Below are 17,981 nucleotides of genomic sequence, written 5' to 3'. Positions count from 1 at the left end.
CGCCTTCCGTACGGCGCTGACCTGCGGCGTGTACAACGGGTGATTGTTCATTGCACATTCATCCGGTCTGGCGCCTCTCCACGGCGCGCGGGGTGGACCTGGTCGGACAGGGGGGAACCGCCCGGAATGGAAATACTTCAAGAGTGCTCCAGCACCGCTCAGGTGTGGGAAGCGGCCGAGGAGTTCATCCGACTGTTCCACAGGGAGCAGGCAGGCAGTGCGGGCACGGGTGATCCGCGCGAGCGGCTCGCCGCCGTACGGGCCGAGCTCGCCGAGACCGGTACGTACCGGCACACTCCCGAGGAGCTGGAGCACGGCGCCCGCGTCGCGTGGCGCAACAGCAACCGCTGCATAGGCAGGCTGTACTGGAACTCGCTGCGCGTCCGCGACCGCCGCGGGATCACCGACGCCGACGGGATCGCCGAAGAGTGCTTCGAGCACCTGCGCGAGGCGACCAACGGCGGCCGGGTCCGGCCCACCATCACGGTCTTCGCCCCCGGCACCCCGGACCGCCCCGGCCCGCTCATCTGGAGCGAACAGCTGGTCCGGTACGCCGGCTACGGAGACCACCCCTCGATAACCGTCGGCGACGCCCGCAACGCCGAGCTCACGAGCGCCCTGCTCGCCCTCGGCTGGTCCCGCGGCCCCGGCACCCCCTTCGACCTCCTCCCGCTGGTCGTGCAGGGGGTCGACGACAAACCCCGCTGGTTCGACGTCCCGCAGGACGCCGTCCTGGAGGTGCCCATCGAGCACCCCGACGGAGCGGCCGGCGGTGACGGCTGGTCGGACTGGGGCCTGCGCTGGCACGCCGTACCCGCGATCTCGAACATGTGCCTGGAGATCGGCGGCATCCACTACCCGGCGGCGCCCTTCAACGGCTGGTACATGGGCACCGAGATCGGCGCCCGCAACCTCGCCGACACCGACCGCTACAACCTGCTCCCCGCGGTCGCCCGCCGCATGGGCCTCGACACCGCCAGCGACCGTTCCCTCTGGAAGGACCGCGCCCTCGTCGAGCTCAACCGGGCGGTGCTGCACTCCTTCGACCGGGCCAAGGTCACCATCGCCGACCACCACACGGAGTCCCGGCGCTTCCTGACGCACCTGGAGAAGGAGGAGCGCAAGGGCCGTGACGTGGGCGCGGACTGGTCCTGGATCGTGCCGCCCATCTCCGGGTCCGCGACCCCGGTCTTCCACCGCACCTACGAGGACCGGCCGAGCTCGACCGCCTACGTCCACCATCCCGGCGCCCAGGAACGGGCCCAAGGGCGGGACTTGGTCTAGACCTCCTGGTACCGTCGCTCACGAACGGATCCGGAACGGCGGAGAGGGGCCTCCCGTGGGCGACGCGGACAGTGGTGTGGGCGGTACGGACCGTACGGCCCACGGCGGCGGACACCGGGCCTGGATCGGCTCGTTCACCTCGGGGGGCGGCCGCGGTGTCACCACCGCGGCCGTGGATCCGGCCACCGGAGCGCTGACCCCGCTCTCGGCCACGGATGCGGTCCCGGACCCCTCGTACCTGGTCCACGACCCCGCCACCGGCGTGCTGTACGCCGTGAGCGAGACCGCACAGGGCGCCGTGGGCGCCTTCCGGACCGCCGCCGCCGGGCTCGTCCCCCTCGGGGCCGTCGTCCCCGTCGGCGGCTCCGGCCCCACCCACCTCGGCCTGGCCGGGCGCCGGCTGCTGACCGCCAACTACACCTCGGGCAGCGTCAGCAGCCTCCCGCTCGCCGCCGACGGCTCGATCGGCGAGCCCGCCGCCGTACTCGTCCACGAGGGCTCCGGCCCCGACGCCGGCCGGCAGAAGGGCCCGCACGCCCACCAGGTGCTGCCCGCCCCCGGCGGCCGCTGGGTGCTCAGCACCGACCTCGGCACCGACTCGGTGCGGATCTGCTCGCTCGACCCCGCCACCGGAGCCCCGGTGCTCCACGCCGAGACCGTGCTGCGCGCCGGGACCGGCCCCCGGCACCTCGCCTTCCACCCCTCCGGCGAGGTGGTCTACGTACTGCACGAGCTGGAGCCGCAGCTGACCGTCTGCCGCTGGAACGGGGACTCGGGCGAGCTCCAACCGGTCGACGAGGTTCCGGTCGCCTCCACGGGCGCTCCAGGGGCCGCGGCGGCCTACCCCTCGGCCGTCGTGACCTCACCGGACGGCCGGTTCGTCTGGGCGGCCGTCCGCGGAACCGACACCATAGCCACCTTCTCCCTCGCCGGCGGCGCGGAGAAGCCGCTGCTCACCAGCACCGTGCCGTGCGGGGGCACGTGGCCGCGCGATCTCGCCGCCGACCCCTCGGGGCGCCGGCTGTACGCGGCCAACGAGCGCTCCGGCGACGTCACCTGGTTCGACGTGGACCGGGAGACGGGCGAGCCGCGCCGGGCCGGCTCGGTGGCCGTGCCCGCCGCCACCTGTGTCGTCTTCGGCTAGACCGGGGCCGTAGCACCGTACGCAAGAGGGCCCGCGCCCTGCACCGTTCGATTCGGAACGGTGCAGGGCGCGGGCCCTCGTACGTACGGCCGTGACGGGAAGGTCAGTGGGCGGCGGCGCCCAGGCTGATGCCGAGGGCGGCGGAGTACTGCGCGACGGCCAGCTTGCCGAGCGCGGGGTACGCGCCGAGCACGTCGGCGGCGCTGCAGTCGGCCTCCTTGCAGGCGGTGTCGAGGAGTCCCTCGGCGGCCTCCGGCCCGACCAGGTACGGGGCCAGCGCGAGCTGGGTCGAACCCTCGCGGCGGAGCTGGTCGGCGATCGCGGCCACCGAGCCCTCCTCGTCCAGCGCGGCGGCCATCACCGGCACCGCGAGGCGGGCGGCCAGCAGCATGCCGGTGATGCCCGCGGCCTGCACGGCCTCCTCGCCGCCGGTGGTGGCCAGGACGATGCCGTCGGCGGCCGTGGTCACGCTGAAGAGCCTGGCCCGGTCGGCGCGGGCGAGACCGGCCTCGGACAGCCTCACGTGCAGCCCCTCGGCGAGCAGCGGGTGCGGACCGAGCGGGTCGGCGAGTTCGGCGGCGGCCGAGGAGTCCATCAGGGCCTGGCGCATGCGGCGCAGCAGATCCCCGTCGGGGCCGGCCAGCAGGGGGACGACCACGGCGTCCGGGCCGGTGGGTGCGGGCACCTCCTGCCCGGCGGCGCGGGCGGCCTCCGCACGCGCGGCGCGGTCACGGGCGACGGCGGTCAGCACGCCGGACAGGGACGGGAACTCGGTGTCGTCGTCACCGTCGAGGAAACCGACCCGGGCGTCCAGGCCGGGCAGCTCGGAGCGGCCGATGCTGATGATCTCTTCCGCGATCCCCCGCGAGGCGGTCGAGGGGGCACCGGGCACGGCGAGCACCAGCGCGGGCGCGCCCTCGGGCGCCACCGCGGGCTCGGGCCGGCGGTGCCGTCCGGTCTGGCGGGGTCGCGGCATTCGTACGGGCAGGCCATTTGCGGGCCCAGTGGGGGAGCTCATGGCGCCGCATGCTACTGGTTTATCGAAACCGGGTGTTCGGGCAGGGCCTTCTCTGGCGGCATCTGTCCGTATTTATCCATGGAATGTCAGATACCGTTCGGCTCTTCGGTCACCCCGAAGTGGCGCCCGGCGTCACCCCGCGGCGGGAAGCCGCCAGTCCACGGGCTGCGCGCCCTGGCGGACCAGCAGGTCGTTGGTCCTGCTGAACGGCCTGGAGCCGAAGAATCCGTTGTCCGCGGACATCGGGGACGGGTGCACCGACTCCACGGCCGGCAGATCGCCCAGCAGCGGCCGGAGGTTGCGCGCCTCGCGCCCCCACAACACCGACACCAGGGGCTTGCCGCGGGCCGCGAGCGCGCGGATGGCCTGCTCGGTCACCGCCTCCCACCCCTTGCCGCGATGGGCGTTGGGCTTGCGCGGGGCCGTGGTGAGCGACCGGTTCAGCAGCAGGACGCCCTGCCGGGTCCACGGGGTCAGATCCCCGTTCCGGGGCCGTCCGGTGCCGAGATCGGCGTGCAGTTCGCGGAAGATGTTGTCCAGGCTCGGGGGCCACGGGCTGACGTCGGGGGCCACGGAGAAGGAGAGGCCGATCGCGTGCCCGGGCGTCGGGTACGGGTCCTGGCCGACGATCAGGACCTTCACCTCGTCGAAGGGCTGCTGGAACGCGCGCAGCACGTTCGCGCCCGCGGGGACGTAGGTCCTGCCCGCCGCGATCTCCGCGCGCAGGAAGTCGCCCATCGCGGCGATCTGCGCCACCACCGGCTCCAGAGCCCGGGCCCAGCCCGGCTCGACGATCTCGTTCAACGGTCGTGCTGCCACGGTCGATCACTCTACTGGCCCAGTCCGCCACCCGCTGCCACACCTCGGGCGGCCGCCCGGGTCCCGCGGCGCCCCCCTGGTCCTCCGTTGTCGCTTCGATATCTGTTCGCAACTGGTTCGATTGCTCCAACTCCCCTTCCCCGGCGTCACATTCATCACCGATCACGTACGAGGGAGAGACGGTATGGAGACCCACGAGGACCGCACGCCCAGCGCCTCCGGCGCATCCCGCAGGGCCCGTCCGGGCCGGCGGAGAACCCGCGGCAGACTGGCCGCAGCCCTGCTCGCCGGCGGCCTCCTGCTGACCGCCTGCGGAAGCGGCGGCTCGGGCCGCACGGCCGACGGGGAGTGGAAGGGCGGCGATTCCCAGCCGCGGCCGTCCGTCACCCGCCCCGGGGGAGAGGGCATGGAAGGGGAGAGCGACGGCCGGCGCCCCACCGGACCGCCCGCCGACTACCTCTCCACCTTCGCGCTCGACGTGGACACCGCCAGTTACGGGTACGCCCGCCGCACCCTCGCGGACGGCAAGCTGCCCGACCCCGCCACCGTGCGCCCGGAAGAGTTCGTCAACAGCTTCCGGCAGGACTACCAGGAACCCGACGGCGACGGCTTCTCCGTCACCGTGGACGGAGCCCGCACCGCCGAGGCGAACTGGTCCCTGGTCCGTGTCGGCCTCGCCACCCGGGTCGGCAACGGCGGGGCGGACGGCGCCGAGGCCCGGCCGCCCGCGGCGCTCACCTTCGTCGTGGACGTCTCCGGCTCCATGGCCGAGCCCGGCCGCCTCGACCTCGTCCGCACGTCCATGAAGCTGATGACCGAGGAGCTCCGCGAGGACGACTCGGTGGCCGTCGTCACCTTCAGCGGCAAGGCCGAGACCCGCCTGCCCATGACCCGCGTCGAGGGCAACCGCGAACGGATCCGGGAGGTGGTCGGCGCGCTGCGCACCGCCGACTCGACGAACGTGGAGGCCGGCGTCACCCGCGGGTACGAGGTCGCGGTCGATGCGGTGCGGCCCGGGGCCACCAACCGCGTCGTCCTGCTCTCCGACGCCCTGGCCAACACCGGCGCCACCTCGGCCGACACCATCCTGAAGCGGATCGGCGAGGCCCGGACCAAGCACGGGATCACCCTGTTCGGCGTGGGCGTGGGCAGCGAGTACAACGACGCCTTCATGGAACAGCTCGCCGACCGGGGAGACGGGCACACCACCTATGTCTCGGACCAGGAGGGCGCCCGCAAGGTGTTCTGCGAGGACCTCCCGGCGCAGGTGCAGCTGCGGGCCCGCGACGCGAAGGCGCAGGTGGCCTTCGATCCGCAGACCGTCGAACGGTTCCGGCTGATCGGCTACGACGACCGCCGCGTCGCCGACGGGGACTTCAGGAACGACACCGTGGACGGGGGAGAGGTCGGCTCGGGCCACTCCGTGACCGCCCTGTACGCGGTACGGCTGCGCCCGGGAGCCGCGGGACACCTGGCGACGGCGACGGTGCGCTGGCTGGACCCGCGCACCCGCGCTCCGCACGAGGAGTCCGGCAAGATCGAGGCGGCGGCCCTGTCCGGCGACGTGTGGACCGCGGCGTCCCCGCGCTTCCAGGTCACCGCGGTGGCCGCCTACTTCGCCTCCGCCCTGCGCGAGCGCGACGGCGGCTGGGAGCGGGTGCCGGGCGCCGTCCCGCTGGGGAGCCTGGCGGGGCACGCGGACCGGCTGGCCGGGAGCACCGAGGACCCGGCCGTGCGCCAGCTGGCGCAGGCCGTGCGCCAGGCCCGCGGACTCACCGGCTGAGGGCCCCGCACCCGGATGCGGGCGGCCTAGCCCTGGAGCGCGGCGGCCCGTACGCACAGGACGTCGGGGAGGTGCTCGGCCAGCATCTGCCAGCTGTCCCCGTCGTCGTGGCTGGCGTACAGCTCGCCGTTGCGGTTGCCGAAGTAGATTCCGGCCGGGTCCGCGTCGTCCGTGCAGAGCGCGTCGCGCAGCACCGTGCCGTAGTGGTCCCCGGCCGGGAGGCCCTTGGTCAGGGGCTCCCAGGTCGATCCGGCGTCCCGGGTCCGGAAGACCCGGCAGCGGTGCTCCGCGGGGACGCGGTCGATGTCGGCGTTGAGCGGGAAGACGTAGGCGGTGCCGGGCCGGTGCGGGTGGGCGGCGACCGCGAAGCCGAAGTCGGAGGGGAGGCCGGCGCCGATGTCCGTCCAGCGGGTCCCGGCGTCGTCGCTGCGGTAGACGCCCCAATGGTTCTGGAGGTACAGCCGGTCGGTGTCCCCGGCGTCCTGGGCGATCTTGTGCACGCACTGGCCGAACTCGGGGTCCGGATCGGGCAGGAACACCGCCGAGACCCCGTGGTTGGACGGGGCCCAGCTCGCCCCGCCGTCCCTGGTCCGGAACACCCCGGCCGTGGAGACGGCCACCGTGACCAGGTCCGGGTCGCCCGGGTCGGTGATCACCGTGTGCAGGCCCTCGCCGCCGCCGCCCGGGACCCACTTGTCCCGGGTCGGGTGCTCCCACAGGGGGCGGACCAGCTCGAAGGACTCGCCCCGGTCGGCGGAGCGGAACAGCGCGGCCGGCTCGGTCCCGGCGTAGACCACGCCGGGGGCCTCGGGGCCGGCCGGATGGAGCTGCCAGACCCGCTCCAGGGAGGCCCCGGTGTCCTCGGGGAACTTCACGGCGGCCGCGGCGGGCTCCCGCCAGGTCGCGCCCAGGTCGTCGGAGCTGAAGACGGACGGCCCCCAGTGCGTGCTGTCCCCGGCGACCAGGAGCCGGGTCGCGCCGCCGCGCCGGTCGATGGCGACGGCGGAGACCGCCTGGGCGTTGAAGTGCGGCTCTCCGAACTCCCAGGTGCCGCCGGAGTCCCGGCGGCCGATGAACAGTCCCTTGCGGGTCCCCGCGAGCAGTACCACGTCGGTCATGGCCGACACCTCCGGACGTCTTTGTCCTGCACGGCAGCTTCCCGGCCAGTCTGCACCCGGCCACTGACAGCGGCAGGGTGCCGCGCGCGAGCCCGCCCGTCATACGAAGGGTCTCGTACTACGAGAGATTTCGTAGTACGGTAAATCTCGTACTTAGCGACCGGTTCCCCGGTGCGCTTCCAGTCGCCTCTGGAGACCCACATGAGTGCTGCCCCCGTATCCTTCGCCGCGCTGTTCCAGCCGTGGACCATCCGCTCGGTCACCGTGCCGAACCGGGTGTGGATGGCCGCGATGTGCCAGTACAGCGCCGAGGCCTTCGGCCCGGACGCCGGCGTGGCCAACGACTGGCACTTCGCGCACTACGCGGCCCGCGCCACCGGCGGCACCGGCCTGATCATCCAGGAGGCCACGGCCGTCGCCCCCGAGGGGCGGATCTCCCCGTACGACCTCGGCATCTGGAACGACACCCAGGCCGAGGCGCTGCGCCGGATCGTCTCCTTCGTCAGGAGCCAGGGCGCCGTCCCCGGCATCCAGCTCGCCCACGCCGGCCGCAAGGCCTCCACCGACCGCACCTGGAAGGGCGGACAGCCCGTCGGCCCCGAGGCGCACGGCTGGCTGCCCAGCGCGCCGAGCCCCGTGCCGTTCTCCGCGGACCACCAGGTCCCGCACGAGCTGACGGTCCGGGAGATCCGGGACGTCGTCGAGCAGTTCGCGGCCGCCGCCCGGCGCTCGCTCGCCGCCGGCTACCAGGTCGTCGAGATCCACGGCGCCCACGGATACCTGATCGGCCAGTTCCTCTCCCCGCACAGCAACAAGCGCACCGACGAGTACGGCGGCTCCTTCGAGAACCGCACCCGCCTCGCCCTCGAAGTCGTCGACGCCGTACGGGCGGTGTGGCCCGAGGAGCTGCCCCTGTTCTTCCGTATCTCCGCCACCGACTGGCTGGAGGAGGACGGCTGGACCGCGGACGAGACCGTCCGGCTGGCCGTGCTGCTCGAACAGCACGGCGTGGACCTCCTCGACGTCTCCACCGGCGGCCTCGCCCCCGGGGTGACGATCCCGGTCGGCCCCGGCTACCAGGTGCCCTTCGCGGCCCGGGTCAAGACCGAGACCAACCTCCCGGTCGCCACCGTCGGTCTGATCACCGAGCCGGAGCAGGCCGAGAAGATCCTGGCCAACGGCGAGGCGGACGCCGTCCTGCTGGGCCGGGAGCTGCTGCGCGACCCGTTCTGGGCCCGCCGCGCGGCCGCCGAGCTCGGTGCGCAGATCCGTACGCCCGAGCAGTACCACCGCTCCTGGTGAACCGGTGCGGCGCGGGGACGGGGGGCCCGCGCCGCACCCGCCGTTCGGCTCCGCTCCTACGATGGTTCTCGTACCATGGAGGCGCATACGGCATCTGGCGGCGCGGCATCACCCAGCGAGTGGAGTACGGACATGACGGAACGTGACGCGGCCCGTGTCCTGGCCCACCCCGAGGCCGCCGAGATCCGGCTCGAAGGCGTCCTGCACGCCCTCTCGGACCCGGTCCGGCTGTCCATCGTGCGTGATCTCGCGGCCACGGAAGCCGAGTTGGCCTGCTCGTACTTCGAGCTCCCGGTCACCAAGTCGACCACCACGCACCACTTCCGGGTCCTGCGCGAGAGCGGGGTCGTGCGCCAGTGCTACCGCGGTACGGCCAAGATGAACGGGCTGCGCCGCGCCGAGCTGGCGGCGCTGTTCCCCGGGCTCCTCGACGGAGTCCTCGCGGCGGCCGCCGCCGAGCAGGCGCGCGACGACGGCTGAGGCGTGCGCGCCCCGACGTGTCAGTCGGTGTCGCCCGCCGCCGCCAGCAGGCCCTCCCAGTCCGGGATCTTGACGGAGCGCCGGCCCAGGGAGCGGCCCAGTTCCGCCTCCGCCGTCTCGATGGCCAGCCACCCCGGCCACCGGACGGGTCGCAGCCCGGCCGCGCGCAGGGCCTCCAGCGGGTCCCGCTCCCGGTCGCGCCGGGCCAGCGCCCCCGCGTCCTGGAGCAGGGAGGAGGCCGTCTCCTTCGCGCAGGGCCGGTTGGTGCCGATGACCCCGGTCGGGCCGCGCTTGATCCAGCCCGCCACGTACTCGCCGACGGAGGCGCGGCCCTCCCGGAGCACCCGGCCCGCCGCGTGCGGGACCGTACCGCGCCGCTCGTCGAAGGGCAGCCCGTCCAGCGGGACGCCCTGGTACCCCACCGAGCGGAGCACCAGCCGGGCCGGGACGTCCTCGTAGACCCCCGTGCCGGTGACCCCGCCCAGGCCGTCGGGGGCCGTCCGCTCGAACCGCATCCCGGTGACCCGGCCGTCGGCCCCGCCGAGCACCTCCACCGGGCGCAGGAAGAACCGCAGCGAGATCCGCCGGTCCCCGCCGCTCGCCGGGTCCGCCGCCCAGCCCCGCAGCACCTCCACGTTGCGCCGGTTCACGGCGGGCAGGGCCGCGCCCGGGTCCGCGTACGCCGGGTCGAGGGCCAGTTCCGCGGGGTCGGCCAGTGCGTCGACGCCCGGCAGGGTGCTCAGTTCGCGCAGCTCCTTGGTGGTGAACTTGCCCTGGGAGGGCCCGCGTCGGGCCACCATGTGGACCGTGCGCACCCCGCTGGCGCCGAGCGCCCCCAGGGCCGGGTGCGGCATGTCGGTGGGGGCCAGCTCCGGGACGCCCCGGGCCAGGATCCGCGTGACGTCGACCGCCACGTTCCCGGCGCCGACCACGATCGCCGCATCCGCCCCGGGCAGCCCGAAGGCCTCGGCCGCGGCGTCCGGATGGCCGCTGTACCAGGAGACGAAGGCCGTGGCGGAATGCACCCCCACGAGGTCCTCGCCGGGGATGCCGAGCAGCCGGTCCCGGGCCGCGCCGACGCAGTAGACCACCGCGTGGTACAGCTCCAGCAGCCGGGCGGTGGGCAGGGCGTCCCCGCCGACCTCGACGTTTCCGAGGAAGCGGATCCGTTCGTCCTCCAGCACCGTGCGCAGGCTGCCCTGCAAGGACTTGATCTTCTCGTGGTCGGGGGCCACCCCGTACCGCACGAGCCCGTACGGAGCCGGTAGCCGGTCGAGCACGTCGACCCGGATCCCCGGCACCTCACGCTGCTGTACGAGTGTCTGTGCGGCGTAGACCCCGCTGGGGCCCGATCCGACGACGGCGATACGAAGCACGGCGGAGCTCCTCCCGCAGGTGTTCCCAGCATGACACCGGCTGCCGGGGCCGTCAGCCCATCGCGCGCATCCGGTGGATCTCGGCGCTCTGCGTGGCCGCCACCTCGTTGGCCATCTCCTCCACGGCGGCGTTGTTGCCGGCGGCCAGGACCTCGCCGGTCATCTTCAGGGCGCCCTCGTGGTGGGCGGTCATCAGGGAGAGGAAGAGCCGGTCGAACTCCGGCCCCCTCGCCGCGGTCAGCTCTTCGAGCTGCTGCTCGGTGGCCATGCCGGGCATCGCCGCGTGGTCGTGGCCTCCAGGGGCGGGGGCGGGGGCGGGTGCCGGGTTGCGGGCCACCCATCCCTCCATCGCGCCGATCTCCGGCTTCTGCGCGGACGCGATGCGCTCGGCGAGCCGTTTGACCCCGTCGGAGGAGGCCCGGTCGGGGGCCAGCGCACTCAGGGTCAGGGCCTGCCCGTGGTGTTCGATCATGTTCCGCACGTACGCGCGGTCCGCCGCGTTGGGGCTGTCGTCGGGCAGCTCCTTCGCCGCCTGTTCGGGGGAGAGGGTGCGCGCCTTCTCGCCGGGTCTGCCGGGGGCGATCACCGCCGGCTTGCCGTCCGCCGCGCGGCCCTCCGCACCGCCGCCGTCCGTGCATCCGGTGAGGGGGAGCAGGAGCCCGAGGGTCAGGGCCGCTCCGACGATTCGCCCGAGTGAGACTTTCGCCATGTCCATGCAAAGGACCATACTGCCGGGGTCCGCGTTCCGTTCCCACCACGGGCGGAACCGATCGGACCCATGGGAGGGCACAGTGACCTCGATGCACACCAGCAGAGCGCGGCGCAGATCCCTGGGAGTGGCCGCGGCCGCGGCCGGACTCCTCACCACGTTATGGGCGGCCGGACCCGCGGCCGCCACCCCCGACCCGGGAGACCTGCTCCCGGGCGTGGGCGCGCCGCAGAGCGCCGCCACCGCGGCCGGCGCAGGACGGGAGCTGGCGCCCGGCGAGATACCGGGCCAGGACGAGATCGTCCACAGCCGGAACATCAAACCCCTGGCCAACATCCCCAGCACGGACCCGAACCAGATCAACTCCGACCTGGTGTTCCAGGGCAGGTACGCCTACGCGGGCAACTACAACGGCTTCGTGATCTACGACATCGGCAACCCCAAGGCGCCGAAGAAGGTCACCGAAGTGCTCTGCCCCGGCGGCCAGAACGACATCTCGGTCGACGGTGACCTGCTCTTCCTGTCCACCGACTCCTCGCGCAGCGACGACTCCTGCAACAGCGTTTCGCAGCCCGCCACGGAGAAGTCCTCGTGGGAGGGCATCAAGATCTTCGACATCAAGGACAAGAGGAACCCGAAGTACGTCAAGTCCGTCGAGACCCCGTGCGGTTCCCACACCCACACGCTGGTGCCGGGCGGCCGGGACGCCTACCTCTACGTCTCCTCGTACAACCCGAGCGAGGCCTTCCCCGACTGCCAGCCGCCGCACGACGGCATCTCGGTCGTGAAGGTGCCCAAGAAGAACCCGACGCGGGCCGCGGTCGTGGCCTTCCCGGTCCTCTTCCCGGACGGCGGCAACCCGGGTGCGCCCACCAACCCGGGGGTCTCCAAGACCACGGGCTGCCACGACATCACGGTGCTGCCCTCCAAGGACCTCGCCGCGGGCGCCTGCATGGGCGACGGCATCCTCTTCGACATCAGCAAGCCCGAGGAGCCGCGCGTCATCGACCGGGTCCAGGACAACGTCAACTTCGCGTTCTGGCACTCGGCCACCTTCAACGAGCGGGCGAACAAGGTGGTGTTCACCGATGAGCTGGGCGGCGGTGGCGGCGCGACCTGCAACGAGGCCACCGGACCGACCCGGGGAGCGGACGGCATCTACGAGATCACCGGCCGCGGCGACCAGCGCAGGCTCGTCTTCAAGAGCTACTTCAAGATCCCGCGGATGCAGGCCGACACCGAGAACTGCGTGGCCCACAACGGCTCGCTGATCCCGGTCGGCGGCGGCCGCGACATCATGGTCCAGGCCTGGTACCAGGGCGGCATCTCCGTCTGGGAGTTCACCGACTCCACCAAGCCGAAGGAGATCGCCTACTTCGAGCGGGGCCCGCTGACCACCGACAAGCTCGGCCTCGGCGGCTCCTGGTCCGCGTACTACTACAACGGGCACATCTACTCGAACGACATCGTCAAGGGCCTCGACGTGCTGCGGCTCGACGACTGGCGCACCGACAGCGCCAAGTGGGTGTGGCTGGACCGGCTCAACGCGCAGACCCAGCCCGACTACCGCTGACGCGGAGAAGGAAACGTTCCGCCGGGCGGTCCGCCGTCCGGCGGGACACCCAGGTCCCAGTCCAGCCCGTAGCGCTGGAACAGCTCGGCCCGCAGCCGGGCGGCCGGCATCGGAGCGCCCGGCAGCAGCACCGCCACCACCGCGCCCATCAGCAGCGCCCGCAGCAGGGGATAGTCGGTGTCCAGGTCCTCGGATCCGTACCGGCCCACGGTGTCCCGCAGCAGCTCCGCGAGCCGCTGCTGCTCGGTGCACTGGACGAAACCCTCCGCCTGCAGGATCCCCGCCATGTGGGTCCGCATCAGCCGGGGCCGCTCCACCGCCAGCCCGAGGATCGCGTCGATCGCCCGGGCCAGGCGCTCGCTGCCCGCGTCGGGTCCGGCCGGCCGGGGCTCCCGCTCCAGCGCCGCCTCCAGCGTGAGGTGCATCAGCCGGTGCACGGCGGACTGCAGCAACTGGCGCTTGCCGGGGAAGTAATAGGACACCAGACCGCGGGCCGCTCCCGCCCGGTCGGCGATGTCGCCGAGGGTGGTGGCCTCGAAGCCGCGCTCCCCGACGAGCTCGACCGTGGCTTGCAGCAGCCGCTCCCGGGAACGCCTGCGCAATTCTTCATTGACCGATGCGCTGCGCGGGGACATGCTTGCTCCTGCGTTGACTGGCTCGCGGCCAGTATACTCAGCGCGCCGGACCGCCTGCTCTGGGCGACACGGGGGATCGCCCAGAGCAGGCACCGTCCGAGACCGCGAGCGCCACGATCACCGCACCGAGCAACCAGCCCCCCAGGACGTCCGAGAACCAGTGGACGCCCAGGTAGATCCGGGTGAAGCCGACCCCGAGGACCGAGACCGCGGCCAGGATCAGCGCCACGGCCACGCGTGACCGCCCGGGCGGGCGGGAGGACGGGTGGGGGAGCGGGCGGGAATTCCGGTCGCGCAGCGGCCGCTTCGGTCCGTGCACGACCAGCCACACGAGCAGGCCGCAGACCACCGTCGCCGTCATGGCGTGCCCCGACGGATAGGCGGCGAAGTCCGCGGAGACGACGGGATCCGGCCAAACCGGCCGCTCCCGTCCCACCCAGACCTTGAGCCCCTGACTCACCGCCGAGGCGGCGAGGGTGGCCAGGGCGATCCGCAGCGCGCACCGGCCGTTGCCCCGCCACCACAGCCACAGGCAGGCCGCGCCCGCCAGGGCCCGCATGGTCCACGGGTCCCAGACCCAGTCGCTGAGCACCCGCACCGGCCCGGTGACCCCGGGGTGGGAGACGGCGTAGGCGTGCAGATCCCGCGCGATCCGGCCGTCGAAGGACAGCAGCGGAGCCCAGCCGGCGGCCACCAGGACCGTCAGCACGAGCGCGGCGACAGCGGCCAGGGCGGCGAGCGCCACGGCGTACGGCGCGCACGCCCGTGGGGCCGGCAACCGTACGTGGGCGTTCCGCATCCGGAGATCCTCGCATCCGGCGGCGCCGAAGCCCCGTAAGGGCGACCGGACATCGCGGCCTGTCGCGGCCCGTCGATTCCCTTCGATGCCCGTCCGGACCCGTCCGGGCCTAGCTCAGGGCGCTGAGTCCCGGGCCGAAGGCCACCAGCACCGGAATCGCCGGAGCCAGCATCGCCAGGGCCGTCAGCCGCATCCGGCGCACGGCCGACAGGCGCGGGGCCGCCGCCAGCAGCCGCCGGACCCGTTCCGGGACGTGCGCGTGCGGTGCGGGGGACGGGCCGAAGACCCCGCGGTCCTCGTTCAGGCCGATCAGGGCCAGGGCCGTGGTCAGGCGCCCGTACCGGCGCGAGGCCACGTCGTCGGCCGCCAGCTCCACCAGCCGGTGCATCTCCGCCTCGAACGCGGCGAAGACCGGGACCTGCGGGAACCCCCCGGACAGTGCCCGCGAGCAGTGCAGCAGCCAGTCGTGCCGGGCCGCCGCGTGCCCCTGCTCGTGCGCCAGTACGGCGTCCAGCTGGCTCCCCTTGAGCCGGCCCAGCGCCGCCGTCGTGACCACCAGCTGCGGGACCGGACCGGGCAGCCACCAGCTGTCGGGCCGCCGCCCCTCCAACACCACGAGCCGCGCCCCGGTGGCCTGCTCCCCGGGCAACAGCGGGGCCCGCAGCAGCAGTTCGGCGCCCTGCGCCCGCCGTCGCGAGCGGGCCCGCAGGATCTCCCGGGCCAGCATCGCTCCGGTCCACAGCCCGCCGCCCGCCAGCGCGACGGCGGTGCCCGCGGCCCAGAGCCCGCCCGCGGCGTCCAGCGCGTAGGCGTCGACCACGCCGTGCGGAGCCGGGGCGAACAGCCTGCCCCGTACGGCCTGCCAGGCGGCGGCCGCGCTGAGCAGCATCGACAGTGCGAAGCACAGCAGGACGGCGCCGACCACGCACTGCCACACCCACAGGGCCACGACGGGTTCGTGCTCGGGCCAGTCGGCCCGGGCCAGCAGGCGGGGTGCGAGCACCGCGGTCAGGGCGCCGAGCAGCAGGAGAACGGCGGGGACCATCATGGGCCTCAGCCTAGGAGCGTGCGGCTACCTGCGGGTATGGTCCGGGCCAAGGGTGATGGAGGACACGTTTGCCCCGCCGGCGTCCTCACATCGTGAGCAGCATCGCCAACATCCCGATTCCCATGGCCAGTCGGCAGGCCCGGATCACCTCCGCCGGTCCGGCGGGCGCGGCTCCGGTGCCGGGGGCCCCCGCACCGGCGGCCCCCGCGGTGACCAGCCGGGAGCCGCCCAGCACCACGTACCCGGCGTAGTAGAGGAGCAGCAGGCCGGTCACCAGCGGCAGCCCGCCGCCCGGTCCGTGGGCGTGGCCCGCGGATCCCGGTGCGGCGCCGGTCCCGGCGGCCAGCACCATGTAGACCATGGTGAGCGAGCCCACCAGATGGTGCGCGTGGTGCGGACCGCTGCGCAGCAGCCACACCGCGTGCAGCGCCGCCGCGCAGAAGACCGCGCCCAGCACGGGTGCCTGCCAGCCGCCGCCCAGCCGCAGCGGCACCGCCATCAGGGCCATGCCGAACCCCATCGCCGCCTCCCCGGCCGCCGGGCCGCCGCCGGTTCTCCCCGCGCGCCGCAGGCAGTACGCCCCGCTCACCGCGCAGAGCAGGACGAGGAGCCAGGCGGAGACGGAGGTGGAGAGGGACGTGGCGGGACCGTGCACGGCGGAACCTCCCGGTTCGTCGGCTTCACCGGAAGAGATGCCCCCTTCACACGGCCATCACGCCGGACGCGGTTAGGCTCTGTGGGACACCCCAGGAAGCACGGCGCAGACCTCGCGCAGAACGGAGCCCTCGATGCCGAGCGCAGCCCCCCACGCCCTGACCTACCGCAGCGCCGTGGAGGCGGACGTCCCGGCGCTCGTGGCGCTCGTGGAATCGGCGTACCGGGGAGACGCGAGCCGCGGGGGCTGGACCACCGAAGCGGACTTCCTGGACGGACAGCGGACCGACGCCGAGGACGTGGCGGCCCGGATCGCCGCACAGCCCGCGGGCCTGCTCCTCGTGGCCGAGCGGGACGGCGAGATCGTCTCCTGCTGCCACCTCGAGCACCGCGGCGATCACGTCTACTTCGGCCTCTTCGCGGTCCGCCCCGGCCGGCAGGGCGACGGGCTGGGCAAGGCGGTCATGCTGGAGGCGGAGCGCCGCGCCCGCGAGCAGTGGGCGGCCAAGGAGATGCGGATGACCGTGATCACCGTACGGGAGGAGCTCATCGCCTTCTACGTGCGCCGCGGCTACGAGCGCACCGGCGAGCTGAGCCCCTTCCCCTACGGGGACGAGCGGTTCGGCGTTCCGCTCCGCGACGACCTGGCTTTCGAGCTGCTCGTCAAGACGCTGTAGTCGCGGAGGCGGAGGCGGCGGTGCCTCAGGCGGTGAAGCGGCCCGTGGAGCGGATCTCGGGGAAGTCGGTGAGCACGCCGTCGAGTTCGAGGGCCCGCGCCAGCCGCAGCCGCTCCAGGGTGTTGACCGTCCAGCCCGTCACGCGCAGCCCTGCCTCGTGCGCCGCCTCCACGGTGTGCAGGGTCAGGTTGCCGATGTTGAGCGCCACCGTCTCCGCACCCGCCAGGGCGGCCCGGGCGACGACCTCCCCGGCGTCGGCCGGGGTCTGGTTCGCGTAGAGCACGGTCCGTACGCCCGGCACCAGGCGGGCCGCCTCCACGAGCACCTCGTCGCGGAAGGACGCCACCTCCACCCGGCCGGTCAGATCGCGGCGCAGCAGGAGCTCCGCGAAGGTCCCGACGGCGGCGAGGTCGTGCACCTGGATCCGGAGCGGGGCGCGGACCGCGTCGACGACCTCGTCCAGGACCGGCACGTGCTCGCCCTGTCCGGCGTCCAGCCCGCGCAGTTCGGCCAGGGTCAGATCGGCCACGGCTCCCGAACCGTCGGTGGTCCGGTCCACCTCGGCGTCGTGCAGGACGACGAGGGCGCCGTCCTTGCTGAGCCGCACGTCCAGCGCGACGACGTCCATGCCGGAACGTTCCGCGCGGACGAACGAGCGCAAGGTGTTCTCCGGTTCGACACCCATGACCCCGCGGTGCCCGATGGTGAGGAAAGTCAAGGTTCTCTCGCTTCCGTCGACGGCGGCTCCCCGCGCGGTCGCGGTGTCCCGACCGGCCGCGCGCGCTGTAGAGGCGCATGCTAGTGCGCCCCGCATGCGATGAAACCGCCTTTGCGGGGGCTCCGCAACGGCGTCCGGCCGCCTCCCGACGGGCGTGCCGGGGGCCGGGCGGCCCCCGGCACGGCGTGCGCGGTCACCCGGTGGTGGGCGCGTCCCCACCGGCTTGACGCTCCTGCACGGCCGGCCCTTCCAGATCCGCCAGCAGCGCCCGGGTCAGCTCCAGTTCGGCCAGGTGCTGGCGCTCGCTCCAGCGCAGTGCGAGGACCGGGAACGCCCAGTCCGACTCGGTGGCCGCGTGCGCCATGGCCTCCCGTACGGAGGCCAACTCCTCGGTGGTGCGCTCCAGATGCTCCGTCACCATCCCGTGCAGCCGCTCCGGCTCGGCCAGGTGCCCGAGCCAGACCCGCAGCAGCAGGCCGTGCTTGAGCACCGGGGGCCCCACCTCGGAGACGTCGCAGGCCCAGCCGGCCAGCGCCTCGCGCCCGGCGGGGGTGATGCCGTAGCGGCGCTTGGCCCGTGCCTCTTCGGGCCCCGAGCGCACGGAGGCCGCGTAGCCGAGCTCCTCCAGGCGGCGCAGTTCGGCGTAGATCTGGCTGATGGCCGGGGACCAGTAGAAGAAGCGCAGCGAGGAGTCTGCCCACTTCTTCAGCTCGTAGCCGGTCCGCTCCCCGGGGAAGGACAGCAGACCGAGTACCGCCCACGCGGTCGGTGGAAGCTCTTGCTTCTTCGGCTTCTGACTACTAGTCATATTCCGAATTGAAGTGAGACCGGGTACGGGACGCAA

Annotated in this window: 18 protein-coding genes; 7 read left to right on the top strand and 11 right to left on the bottom strand. The window is 73.4% G+C overall.

Annotation, left to right across the window (positions count from 1 at the left end):
- The first annotated feature begins 126 nt into the window (after nucleotides 1-126).
- On the top strand, nucleotides 127-1,284 hold the full coding sequence (locus ACZ60J_RS05185; protein WP_469679027.1) for a nitric oxide synthase oxygenase: 1,158 nt from the start codon (nucleotides 127-129) through the stop codon (nucleotides 1,282-1,284).
- A 55-nt stretch (nucleotides 1,285-1,339) separates the two neighbouring features.
- Nucleotides 1,340-2,428: a lactonase family protein gene (locus ACZ60J_RS05180; protein WP_469679026.1), complete on the top strand. Its 1,089-nt coding sequence runs from the start codon at nucleotides 1,340-1,342 to the stop codon at nucleotides 2,426-2,428.
- Nucleotides 2,429-2,531: 103 nt separating this feature from the next.
- On the opposite strand, the gene ACZ60J_RS05175 is transcribed toward ACZ60J_RS05180, so the two are convergent.
- Both ACZ60J_RS05175 and ACZ60J_RS05170 read right to left on the bottom strand, forming a co-directional pair.
- Nucleotides 2,532-3,446, bottom strand: a complete 915-nt coding sequence (locus ACZ60J_RS05175) for a sirohydrochlorin chelatase (RefSeq protein ID WP_469679025.1) — start codon at nucleotides 3,444-3,446, stop codon at nucleotides 2,532-2,534.
- 132 nt (nucleotides 3,447-3,578) lie between these two features.
- Nucleotides 3,579-4,265 (bottom strand): uracil-DNA glycosylase, encoded by a 687-nt coding sequence (locus ACZ60J_RS05170; protein ID WP_469679024.1) that lies wholly within the window; start codon nucleotides 4,263-4,265, stop codon nucleotides 3,579-3,581.
- Nucleotides 4,266-4,449: 184 nt separating this feature from the next.
- On the opposite strand from ACZ60J_RS05170, the gene ACZ60J_RS05165 reads away from it, so the two are divergent.
- On the top strand, nucleotides 4,450-6,048 hold the full coding sequence (locus ACZ60J_RS05165; RefSeq protein WP_469679023.1) for a vWA domain-containing protein: 1,599 nt from the start codon (nucleotides 4,450-4,452) through the stop codon (nucleotides 6,046-6,048).
- A 26-nt stretch (nucleotides 6,049-6,074) separates the two neighbouring features.
- Here ACZ60J_RS05165 and ACZ60J_RS05160 read toward each other — a convergent pair whose 3' ends face one another.
- Nucleotides 6,075-7,166, bottom strand: a complete 1,092-nt coding sequence (locus ACZ60J_RS05160) for a WD40/YVTN/BNR-like repeat-containing protein (protein ID WP_469679022.1) — start codon at nucleotides 7,164-7,166, stop codon at nucleotides 6,075-6,077.
- Between the two features lie 201 nt (nucleotides 7,167-7,367).
- Here ACZ60J_RS05160 and ACZ60J_RS05155 point away from each other — a divergent pair, with 201 nt between their 5' ends.
- Nucleotides 7,368-8,468 carry an NADH:flavin oxidoreductase/NADH oxidase gene (locus ACZ60J_RS05155; protein WP_469679021.1) on the top strand — a complete coding sequence of 367 codons (1,101 nt, stop codon included), beginning with the start codon at nucleotides 7,368-7,370 and terminating at the stop codon, nucleotides 8,466-8,468.
- 132 nt (nucleotides 8,469-8,600) lie between these two features.
- Nucleotides 8,601-8,948: an ArsR/SmtB family transcription factor gene (locus ACZ60J_RS05150; RefSeq protein ID WP_469679020.1), complete on the top strand. Its 348-nt coding sequence runs from the start codon at nucleotides 8,601-8,603 to the stop codon at nucleotides 8,946-8,948.
- Between the two features lie 20 nt (nucleotides 8,949-8,968).
- Here ACZ60J_RS05150 and ACZ60J_RS05145 read toward each other — a convergent pair whose 3' ends face one another.
- Nucleotides 8,969-10,324 (bottom strand): FAD-dependent oxidoreductase, encoded by a 1,356-nt coding sequence (locus ACZ60J_RS05145; protein WP_469679019.1) that lies wholly within the window; start codon nucleotides 10,322-10,324, stop codon nucleotides 8,969-8,971.
- Between the two features lie 52 nt (nucleotides 10,325-10,376).
- Nucleotides 10,377-11,039, bottom strand: coding sequence for a DUF305 domain-containing protein (locus ACZ60J_RS05140; RefSeq protein WP_469679018.1), 663 nt, complete (start codon nucleotides 11,037-11,039; stop codon nucleotides 10,377-10,379).
- Nucleotides 11,040-11,124: 85 nt separating this feature from the next.
- Between ACZ60J_RS05140 and ACZ60J_RS05135 the strand changes: the two genes are divergently transcribed.
- Nucleotides 11,125-12,606: an LVIVD repeat-containing protein gene (locus ACZ60J_RS05135; RefSeq protein WP_469679017.1), complete on the top strand. Its 1,482-nt coding sequence runs from the start codon at nucleotides 11,125-11,127 to the stop codon at nucleotides 12,604-12,606.
- Here the strand turns inward: ACZ60J_RS05135 and ACZ60J_RS05130 are convergent.
- The 4 genes from ACZ60J_RS05130 to ACZ60J_RS05115 all read right to left on the bottom strand — a co-directional run bounded on the left by ACZ60J_RS05130 (nucleotide 12,597) and on the right by ACZ60J_RS05115 (nucleotide 15,743).
- Nucleotides 12,597-13,241 carry a TetR/AcrR family transcriptional regulator gene (locus ACZ60J_RS05130; protein WP_469679016.1) on the bottom strand — a complete coding sequence of 215 codons (645 nt, stop codon included), beginning with the start codon at nucleotides 13,239-13,241 and terminating at the stop codon, nucleotides 12,597-12,599. The two genes, ACZ60J_RS05135 and ACZ60J_RS05130, sit on opposite strands and share 10 nt — an antisense overlap.
- A gap of 37 nt (nucleotides 13,242-13,278) precedes the next feature.
- On the bottom strand, nucleotides 13,279-14,040 hold the full coding sequence (locus ACZ60J_RS05125) for a phosphatase PAP2 family protein (RefSeq protein ID WP_469679015.1): 762 nt from the start codon (nucleotides 14,038-14,040) through the stop codon (nucleotides 13,279-13,281).
- 109 nt (nucleotides 14,041-14,149) lie between these two features.
- Nucleotides 14,150-15,088 carry a M56 family metallopeptidase gene (locus ACZ60J_RS05120; RefSeq protein ID WP_469679014.1) on the bottom strand — a complete coding sequence of 313 codons (939 nt, stop codon included), beginning with the start codon at nucleotides 15,086-15,088 and terminating at the stop codon, nucleotides 14,150-14,152.
- Nucleotides 15,089-15,173: 85 nt separating this feature from the next.
- Entirely contained in the window at nucleotides 15,174-15,743 is a 570-nt protein-coding gene (locus tag ACZ60J_RS05115) for a DUF5134 domain-containing protein (RefSeq protein WP_469679013.1), read from the bottom strand.
- 133 nt (nucleotides 15,744-15,876) lie between these two features.
- On the opposite strand from ACZ60J_RS05115, the gene ACZ60J_RS05110 reads away from it, so the two are divergent.
- Complete coding sequence (locus ACZ60J_RS05110; protein WP_469679012.1) at nucleotides 15,877-16,419, top strand: GNAT family N-acetyltransferase; 543 nt, start codon at nucleotides 15,877-15,879, stop codon at nucleotides 16,417-16,419.
- Between the two features lie 25 nt (nucleotides 16,420-16,444).
- Here the strand turns inward: ACZ60J_RS05110 and ACZ60J_RS05105 are convergent, their stop codons facing one another.
- On the bottom strand, nucleotides 16,445-17,137 hold the full coding sequence (locus ACZ60J_RS05105; protein ID WP_469679011.1) for a glycerophosphodiester phosphodiesterase: 693 nt from the start codon (nucleotides 17,135-17,137) through the stop codon (nucleotides 16,445-16,447).
- A gap of 193 nt (nucleotides 17,138-17,330) precedes the next feature.
- On the bottom strand, nucleotides 17,331-17,945 hold the full coding sequence (locus ACZ60J_RS05100) for a PadR family transcriptional regulator (RefSeq protein WP_469679010.1): 615 nt from the start codon (nucleotides 17,943-17,945) through the stop codon (nucleotides 17,331-17,333).
- Nucleotides 17,946-17,981 lie beyond the last annotated feature (36 nt).

This window comes from Streptomyces sp. NPDC104226, from assembly GCF_055584085.1.
This window is presented reverse-complemented; position numbering and strand designations above follow the sequence as displayed.